Raw genomic sequence first — 8,124 nt, forward strand, 5'->3', positions numbered from 1 at the left:
CGGAACGCCGTGCGTGTTGGTACGGCGGCGTTCCCCCCGATCCCGCCCCAGCGGGGTAACCACTAACCCTGAAGGAGAGGGCCCATGAGTCAGCTCACCACCGTTCGAACCGCCTCACGAACGGCCGGGAGCACTCAATGGTGGCACCTCACCTTCACCACGGGTGGCTTCGATGTAGCGGACGGCATCATCGAAGAGCTGGTTACCCCCCTGGTGGCGCAGGCCCGCTCGCTGGGAGCCAAGCGCTGGTACTTTTCCCGCAGCGGCGACCCGGCCACCCAGGTGCGGGTGAACATCCAGGCCCACCCCCGCGTCCTTGAGAAACTTCAGGGCCTCCAGCGTGACCAGCGGATTCACCGCAGCGCTGCCAGGCCGAAGGTCTCGATCCGGCAGCACACCTCAAGCCCGGCGGTGGACCTCTACTACTTCGGCGGAGTCGGAGAACCCGATCCGCAGCTCGAGGCCGACCTCATCACCTACGGCGGCGCGGCCGGGCTCGAACTGGCCGAGCAGGTCTTCGAACTCAGCTCGGACCTTTCCCTGTGGGCCGTGCAGCGGTTCACCCGCATGCAGAGCCGCTCGGCGCTGGGGGCGCTGATTCTCTTCGATTCAACCCAGGCCATGATGCGCGGGCCGCGCTCGGGTACCTGGCCCGAACGGCGGCGGGACTCCTGGGACTCCTACTGGGACAACCACCTTGCGGCCTGCACCGCCGAGCTGGGCGTGCGCGCGCCGGCCGTCCGGCAGGCCATGACCGAGCAGGTCCGCGCCAAGAGCCCGGCGTTCCACAGCCTCATGGGGGCCACAGCGGCTGAAGCGACCGTTCAGCACTGGCGCCGGCGGTGGTTCTCGGCCCTTGACTCCTACCTGAGCAGCGCGGACAAGGCCGGCGTGAGCCGCGGCGCCCGCCACCTGACCGTGTACCAGGCCCACATGACGCTCAACCGGCTGGGCTTCCTGCCCCGGGAGGAGGCGGCCCTCGGGCTTCACGCCCGGACCTGGAGCCCGCAGGTGCCGGCGGGGGCTCGGCGCCGGCTGCACAGCACCTCCTGACCGCCACGACCCGCAGCGCCCCCCACCAGAAGAAGGTTCCCATGAGCGACCGCAGTGATTTCGTTATCGCCGCCGACGACCGTGATCTGACAGTGGCCCTTGGATGTTCCGCGGCGGCGCTTGCGTCCCTGAGGGACAGCGGGGTCCTCGCGAGTTCCGGCGAACTCTGGGAGGTGGGCCCGGCGAGGGACTACCTCCGGGATGCCGCCTGGGCCGACAGCCTGTGGCACTGAGCGCCGGCGCGGCCGTACCTCGTTAAACGGCGGAAGGCCGGGCAGTTGCCCGGCCTTCCTGATCAACACCAGCGATTATGCTCCGTTACGCGGCAGCCGGTTCCTTGGCGGCACCGGAGAGCGCGTTCAGGATCGCGGTGACCTGCTCGACGAGCTCGGCGTCATCCTTGGGGTGGATCTCGGCGAACCGGTCCAGGCTCGCCCCGACCGACAGCTGGGCATCCTCGAGCACCGAGGCGCCGGCAACGCCGAGCGAGCGGCGGGCGTCGTCGTGGGCGCGTACCGCACCGTAGGGGCTCATGGAGGAGCCGATCACGGCTGCGGGCTTGGCCGAGATGGAGCTCGCGCCGTAGGGGCGGGAGGCCCAGTCGATGGCGTTCTTCAGCACTGCGGGAATCGTGCCGTTGTACTCGGGGGAGACGAGCAGGACGGCGTCGGCCTCGGCCACTGCGGCACGGAACTTCGCGGCGGCGGCCGGAACGGCGCCGGGTACATCGAGGTCCTCGTTGTAGAACGGGATGCTGGTGAGGTCGTCATAGGTCACGATGCTCACGTCACCCGGGGCAACCGCAGCTGCAGCTTCGGCGATCTGGCGGTTGTGTGAATCTCCGCGGAGGCTTCCGACGAGGGTGAGGATGGTCGTGGTCATGGATACTCCTTGTGAGGGTAATGGGTCTCGGCCCTCAGGCCGCTGCCTACTGTAACCGGACCGCGGTCCACTTTATTCCGCACTATGCTTGGACCTATGTCGGGCAGGAATCCAGTGCTCCGGCTCTCCGGCAACGACGGCGAGCGGGCCGATGCCGCGCGCAACCGCCAGCTCCTGCTCGAGGCCGCCGTCCGGATCGTGGAGCTGCGCGGACCCGAGAAACTCACCATGGACGAGGCGGCCCGCCACGCCGGAGTGGGCAAGGGCACGCTGTTCCGCCGGTTCGGGAACAAGACCGGGCTGATCCAGGCGCTGCTCGATCAGTCCGGGAGGGACTTCCAGGCCGCGTTCATGTCCGGGCCGCCTCCCCTCGGTCCCGGGGCAGCCCCGGGGGAGCGGCTCAAGGCGTTCGGCGAGGCGTCGATCCGGCGGTGCGAATTCCAGGGCCATCTGCTGCGGGCCGCGCAGGAGGGGCCGGAGGCGCTCGGCCACCCCACGCAGCGGCTCTCCCGACAGCACCTTGGCCTTCTCCTCCGTGAGGCCGGAACCACCGGCGACGTCGAACTGGCCGCGTACCAGCTCGCCGCCTACCTCAATGCCGGGCTGCTGATCCACCTCATGGAGGAGCGCCGGATGCCGCAGGAGCGCCTCATCGCGGGCTGGAACGAACTGGTCGAGCGCTTCCTGCCAAGGTAGCCGGATGGGCGCAGGGGGGCTGGCCGCAGGGCGCGCCCGTCCGCGGACGGACGGACGCATCCCGGTAGGCTGGGGCCATGCACAAGATCCGCGCGGCGCTCTTCGGTTTTGGTCTCGGCGGAAGGGTCTTCCATGCCCCGTTCCTCGCCGCTGACCCCCGGTTCGAGCTGAAGGTCATCGTCACCTCCGATCCGGGGCGCGCCACGGCCGCACGGCAGGCCTACCCGGGGGCCGCCGTGGTGTCCTCGGCGGAGGAGGCCCTCGCCCGGGCCGCAGACCTGGACCTGGCCGTCATCAGCACGCCGCCGGCCACCCACGCCGCGCTGGCCGGAGCGGCACTGGAGGCCTTGCTCCACGTCGTCGTCGACAAACCCTTCGTCGTCGACAGCGCCGAGGGCGCGCGGCTGGTCGAACTCGCCTCCTCGCGTTCGCGGGTCCTGACGGTCTTCCAGAACCGGCGGTGGGACGGCGACTTCCTCACCGTCGAGCGGCTGGTCCGGGAGGGCGCCCTGGGCCGGGTGCGGAGGTTCGAATCGCGCATGGAGTTCTTCAAGCCCGAGGTCGCCAAACCGTGGAAAAAGAGCGCCGGCCCCGACCAGGGCGGAGGCATCCTCTACGATCTGGGCCCGCACTTGATCGACCAGGCCCTGCGGCTCTTCGGCCCGGCGACCCTTGAGCACGCGGAGCTGGCCACGGCCCGCTCCGGCGGCGGCCCGGACGACGACGCGTTCGTGGTCCTGCGCCATGAGCAGGGAGTCCTCTCCCACCTGGCGATGAACTTCCTCGCCCCGCAGGCCGGGCCCCGGTTCCGCCTCACCGGAACGGAAGCCTCCTACACGAAGTGGGGCGTCGATCCGCAGGAAGCCTCGATCGAGGCCGGGATGCTCCCCGGGGACCCCCTGTACGGGCGCGAACCGCAGGAGCTGTGGGGCCGGCTCGGCCTCGACCCGTCGGCGGAGCCGGTGGAGACGGCCCGCGGCGACTACGGCGCGTTCTACCGGCAGCTCGCCGGGGCTGTCCGCAGCGACGGGACCATTCCGGTGGACCCTGAGGATTCCCTGGCGGGCCTGCGCCTCATTGAGCAGGCCCACCGGCTTGCGGGCGGTTAGATCAATTCCCGCCAGTCCTCGGCAAGCTGGAGCCCGTGCGCCTCGGAAACCGAGGAGTGCGCCACCTGGCCGGCGGCCGTGTTGAGCCCGCGGGCCAGGGCCGGGTCCGCCTCGAACGCCGCGCGCACGCCCCGGTTGGCCAGGGCCACCGCGTAGCGCAGGGTGACGTTGGTCAGCGCATAGGTCGAGGTGTTCGGGACGGCGCCGGGCATGTTGCCGACGCAGTAGAACAGCGAGTTGTGGACCTTGAAGGTCGGCTCCTGGTGGGTGGTGACGTGTGAGTCCTCGAAGCAGCCGCCCTGATCCACCGCGATGTCGACCAGCACGCTGCCGGGCTTCATCCGCGAGACCATGTCGTTGGTGACGAGCTTGGGGGCCTTCGCCCCCGGAATGAGCACCGAGCCGATCACCAGGTCCGCCTCGAGCACCGACTTCTCGATCTCGAAGGCGTTCGAGGCCACGGTCTTCACCCGTCCCGCGTACTGCGCGTCGAGCTCGCGCAGCCGGGCGATGTTGATGTCGAGGATCGTGACCTCAGCCCCGGTGCCCACGGCCATGGCCGTGGCGTTGGTGCCGGCGACACCGGCGCCCAGCACGGTGACCTTGGCCGGGCGCACTCCGGGGACTCCGCCCAGCAGCAGGCCCGGGCCGCCGGCCGGGGCGGTCATGACCTGGGCGCCCACCTGAACCGAGAGCCGCCCCGCGACCTCGGACATCGGGGCGAGCAGCGGGAGGGCGCGCCCGTCCTGGACGGTCTCGTAGGCGATGGCGGTGACCCCGGCGTCCAGCAGGTTCCGGGTGAGCTCGGCCTCGGCGGCGAGGTGCAGGTAGGTGAAGAGGATCAGGCCCTCCCGGAAGCGGTGGTACTCCTCCTTGATCGGCTCCTTGACCTTGAGGACCATGTCGGCACGCCCCCAGACGTCGTCGGCGTCCTCAAGGATCTGGGCGCCGGCGGCCTGGTATTCCGCATCGGTGATGTTGGAGCCGGTTCCGGCGCCCCGCTCGATCAGCACGGTATGCCCGTGGGTTTGGAACTCGTGGACGCCCGAGGCCGTGATGGCGACGCGGTACTCGTTGTTCTTAACTTCTTTCGGGACGCCGATGATCATGGGGTTCTCCAGGTGTCGTTCGGGCAGGCGCCCGGTGGGGCGTGCTTCAAGTATGAGCGGCACCCAAACCGCTGTCTGCTGCTTTGCCGGGGTTGCGCCCGCGCCGCCCGCGCGATGCCGCGCGGAGGGCTGCCCGCCGGACGGGCGTCCCGGCCCGCCCGTGCCCGCGCTGGCGCACGACGCCGGGGCTGCACCGCTTCCTGTGTCCCAGGTCACTAGCAGCGGGAGCCGGTGAAAGCAATCGACATTCGTCGAGTCCGGGAGCGGCAAATGTCGCCCCGCTGCCGGTGCAGCCCCTAGGCTGGCGGGATGCACACCTCCGCCATCGAGGACGCCGTCGAGCGGATCGCCGGGACACTGCGCCGGGGTCTTTCACTCGAGGACCTCGACGGCGTGCTGGTGGCCTACAGCAGCCACCAAAGTTCCGCGGACCGGGTCCGGGTCAATTTCCTGCTGAGCAAGAAGGTTCCCGCCGACGTCGGTGCCTGGCAGCTCCGGCACGGGACCGGGACCGCGGTGCGTCCCGTGGCTGTCCCGGCAAACGCCGACCTGGGGATGCTGGGCCGGGTGTGCGTGCCCCTGCTGGTCAAGGGTTTCCGGGTGGGATATCTCTGGGTGCAGCAGGAGTCCGAGGCCGATCCCGCCGCGGACATCCTCGCCGCCCTTCCCCGGGTCCGCCCTGACCTGGACCGGCTCGCCGAGCTCCTGCTTGAGGACAATACGGCCGACTCCGAACACCGCACGCGCCGGGAGACGGACTTCCTGGCCGCCTGCGGCGGCACCGCCTCCGCCCTCGAAGACCTCTGGGGGTGGCCGGAGGTCGACGACGGCGGTCCGTGGCAGGTCGCCGTGATCGCCGACGCCGGCGGCCCGCGGGCGGCCGATCCCGAAGCGGGCACGCTGATGCACCGGGCCGCCGCCCTGCAGGCGACGGTCGGCGTCGAACCGTTCCTCTTCAGCGCCGGCGCGCCGACGCATGCGGTCCTCCTCCTGCGCGCAGGGGTCGGCTATGCCGCCCACGCCGATGTCCTGCGGCGGTACGGGGAGGGCCTGGCCAAGCGCGCGGGGCGCCCGGCCGCACTGCTGGTCCTGGGCCTGGGGGAGCCCTTCGCGGGCCTTGAGCGGCTGGCCGAGTCCTACGGTCAGGCCCGCTGCGCCGCGCAGGCCGCCGGCGTCGAGCCGCAGCTCGGCACGATTGTCGAGTACCGTTCGATCGGCGCCTACCAGATGCTCGCGGCAGTGGGCTGGCAGGCGGCGGCGGCCCGGAGCATCTACTTCGCCGAGCTGGAGGAGCAGGACCGGGCCGGGGAGCTGCTGCCGGTGCTCGAGCTGCTGTACGACAAGAACGGGTCGGTGCAGGATGTCGCCGCGCAGCTGCACCTGCACCGCAGCAGCGTGTACAACCGCCTCGCGCGAATCCGGGCGATCATCGGAGCCGATCCGCTCGGCGGTGCGGTGCGGCTCGAGCTGCACCTCGCCCTAAAGGCCCGCCGCTGGATGCTCCGCCCGAGGTTCTGAACCGGCCCTGCGGGCGCCTTGGCGGCGGAGCCACTGTTCGATGTCGCTGCGCCGGATGCGCCGGTGCGAGCCGCGGTACTCGGCGGCGATCTCCCCGGCATCGGTGAGGTTGCGCAGGTAGGTCGGGGAGATCCCGGCCAGTTCGGCGGCCTGCGAGGTCGTCAGCAGTTCGGCCACCGAGGAGCACTGCACGGTGTCGCCCGCGCCGAGCCGTTCGAGCAGGTCGACCACAGCCTCGCGTGCACCGGCGGGCAGGCGGAACGCCGTCCCGTCGACGAAGACGGTGATGTCGGAGCTGTCGGCCAGCGCCCGTTCGAGCCTTGCGGCCTCGGCGGGGGGCAGCGCATCGGTGGTGCGGGGGGCTCGTGGCGGCATGGGGACATTGTGCCAAAGATGGGCGCCCTGCGGGTTCTTGGGGCCTCCGTTTCCCAAAGCTTGCGTCCGGCAGGTCGGCGCTGATGAGGTGCGCGGACTATCCGGTGGTCTGGGCCGGTAGTATCCTAAGCTGATCAGTATCCTTACTTCCGTTCGCGGCCGACGTCGACCGCTTGAAGCGAGATGGTGAAGGCAATGACGACAATCAACTCAACGCCCGGCACCGCCCGGCCGGGGGCGGCCCCCGTCGAAACCGGCGAACACCCCTGGTGTCACCGCTGCGGCACCGACGATTTTCTGATTTTCGAAGAGTACGTCCCGCCCCGGCTCCCGAGCGGCGGCGGAGCGATCCTTCCCGCCAGCGCGGGCTACTCCTGCTCGGAGTGCGGCGGCTTCGCAGGGCACACGGTGCCGGCGGACTGGAGCCCGCCGCACTGGTTCTGGTACAGCTGACCTCCCCGGGCCGGTCCCCCCTCGCGTACCGCCCTTGACCTTGACGCTGCGTCAACTCCTACGCTGGATCCGGCACGGAATCCAGAACGGGAGAAGAGAAAGTGGAACGGTCAATCCAGGACGTCGCGAGACTCGCCGGCACCACCAGCAGGGCCCTGCGCCACTACGGGCAGCTGGGCCTCCTTCCGCCGTCGCGTGTGGGCGCCAACGGCTACCGGTACTACGACGACGACGCTCTGGTGCGCCTCCAGCGCATCCTCCTCCTGCGCGGATTCGGGCTGGCACTGCCCGCCATCCGGGACATCCTCGATGGCGGTGAACACCCGGCCGCTGCGCTGCGCACCCACCTGGGACAACTGCGCTGTGAACAGCAGCGGATCGGACAACAGATCGAATCGGTGCTCGGCACCGTGCGGAGTCTCGAGAGAGGGGAGCCATTGATGGCTGAGAACATGTTCGACGGTTTTGACCACACCCAGTACAAGGAGGAGGTGGAGCAGCGGTGGGGCGCCGACGCGTATGCCGCCGGTGACTCCTGGTGGCGGGCGAAGAGCGATGCCGAACGGAAGGACTACGCGGCGGCGGCCAAGCGTCTCGCCGACGGCTGGGTGGCCGCGGCGTCCGACGGTGAGCGGCCCGAGGGTCCCCGCGCGCAGGAGCTCGCCGCCCGGCACTTCGAATGGCTGTCCGAGGCGCCGGGGATCCCCCGCGAGGGCGGCAGGCCGGCGAAGGACTACGTGATCGGGCTCGGGGAGATGTACGTCGCCGACCCCCGCTTCAGCGCGGTCTACGGAGGACCGGAGAAGGCTGGGTTCGTGCGCGACGCGCTGCGGGCCTACGCCGACGCGAACCTCTAGGCCCCGGCCCGGATCCGCTGATTCCGGCGCGGCCCGCCCGCCCTGCCGCGCCCTCCCGGAAACCGGGAGGGC

10 protein-coding genes are annotated in these 8,124 nt (G+C 70.6%); 7 read left to right on the forward strand and 3 right to left on the reverse strand.

The genetic code is table 11. The features are described 5' to 3' along the window. Positions 1 to 84: 84 nt before the first annotated feature. Together GVV77_RS17395 and GVV77_RS17400 are read left to right on the forward strand one after the other, a co-directional pair. The gene (locus GVV77_RS17395) at positions 85 to 1,053 is read left to right on the forward strand and encodes a lantibiotic dehydratase C-terminal domain-containing protein (RefSeq protein ID WP_159620538.1); all 969 of its coding nucleotides are present in this window, start codon (positions 85 to 87) and stop codon (positions 1,051 to 1,053) included. A 41-nt stretch (positions 1,054 to 1,094) separates the two neighbouring features. After that, positions 1,095 to 1,286, forward strand: coding sequence for a hypothetical protein (locus GVV77_RS17400; RefSeq protein WP_120166358.1), 192 nt, complete (start codon positions 1,095 to 1,097; stop codon positions 1,284 to 1,286). 85 nt (positions 1,287 to 1,371) lie between these two features. On the opposite strand, the gene GVV77_RS17405 is transcribed toward GVV77_RS17400, so the two are convergent. Further along, positions 1,372 to 1,935, reverse strand: a complete 564-nt coding sequence (locus GVV77_RS17405) for an NAD(P)H-dependent oxidoreductase (protein WP_159620539.1) — start codon at positions 1,933 to 1,935, stop codon at positions 1,372 to 1,374. 96 nt (positions 1,936 to 2,031) lie between these two features. Between GVV77_RS17405 and GVV77_RS17410 the strand changes: the two genes are divergently transcribed. Together GVV77_RS17410 and GVV77_RS17415 are read left to right on the forward strand one after the other, a co-directional pair. Next, positions 2,032 to 2,631, forward strand: a complete 600-nt coding sequence (locus GVV77_RS17410; RefSeq protein ID WP_159620540.1) for a TetR/AcrR family transcriptional regulator — start codon at positions 2,032 to 2,034, stop codon at positions 2,629 to 2,631. A 77-nt stretch (positions 2,632 to 2,708) separates the two neighbouring features. Then, entirely contained in the window at positions 2,709 to 3,740 is a 1,032-nt protein-coding gene (locus GVV77_RS17415; RefSeq protein ID WP_159620541.1) for a Gfo/Idh/MocA family protein, read from the forward strand. Here the strand turns inward: GVV77_RS17415 and ald are convergent. Beyond that, a complete protein-coding gene (gene ald / locus GVV77_RS17420) occupies positions 3,737 to 4,849 on the reverse strand; it encodes an alanine dehydrogenase (RefSeq protein WP_159620548.1) in 1,113 nt (370 codons plus the stop codon). The two genes, GVV77_RS17415 and ald, sit on opposite strands and share 4 nt — an antisense overlap. A gap of 309 nt (positions 4,850 to 5,158) precedes the next feature. On the opposite strand from ald, the gene GVV77_RS17425 reads away from it, so the two are divergent. After that, positions 5,159 to 6,367, forward strand: coding sequence for a PucR family transcriptional regulator (locus GVV77_RS17425; protein WP_159620542.1), 1,209 nt, complete (start codon positions 5,159 to 5,161; stop codon positions 6,365 to 6,367). Here the strand turns inward: GVV77_RS17425 and GVV77_RS17430 are convergent. Continuing rightward, a complete protein-coding gene (locus tag GVV77_RS17430; protein ID WP_159620543.1) occupies positions 6,329 to 6,742 on the reverse strand; it encodes a helix-turn-helix domain-containing protein in 414 nt (137 codons plus the stop codon). The two genes, GVV77_RS17425 and GVV77_RS17430, sit on opposite strands and share 39 nt — an antisense overlap. Positions 6,743 to 6,937: 195 nt before the next feature. On the opposite strand from GVV77_RS17430, the gene GVV77_RS17435 reads away from it, so the two are divergent. Both GVV77_RS17435 and GVV77_RS17440 read left to right on the forward strand, forming a co-directional pair. Continuing rightward, a complete protein-coding gene (locus GVV77_RS17435; protein WP_159620544.1) occupies positions 6,938 to 7,195 on the forward strand; it encodes a hypothetical protein in 258 nt (85 codons plus the stop codon). 101 nt (positions 7,196 to 7,296) lie between these two features. Continuing rightward, the gene (locus GVV77_RS17440; RefSeq protein WP_159620546.1) at positions 7,297 to 8,052 is read left to right on the forward strand and encodes a MerR family transcriptional regulator; all 756 of its coding nucleotides are present in this window, start codon (positions 7,297 to 7,299) and stop codon (positions 8,050 to 8,052) included. Positions 8,053 to 8,124 lie beyond the last annotated feature (72 nt).

The sequence above is a fragment of the Arthrobacter zhaoguopingii genome, from assembly GCF_009828605.1.
Classification (GTDB): domain Bacteria; phylum Actinomycetota; class Actinomycetes; order Actinomycetales; family Micrococcaceae; genus Arthrobacter_D; species Arthrobacter_D zhaoguopingii.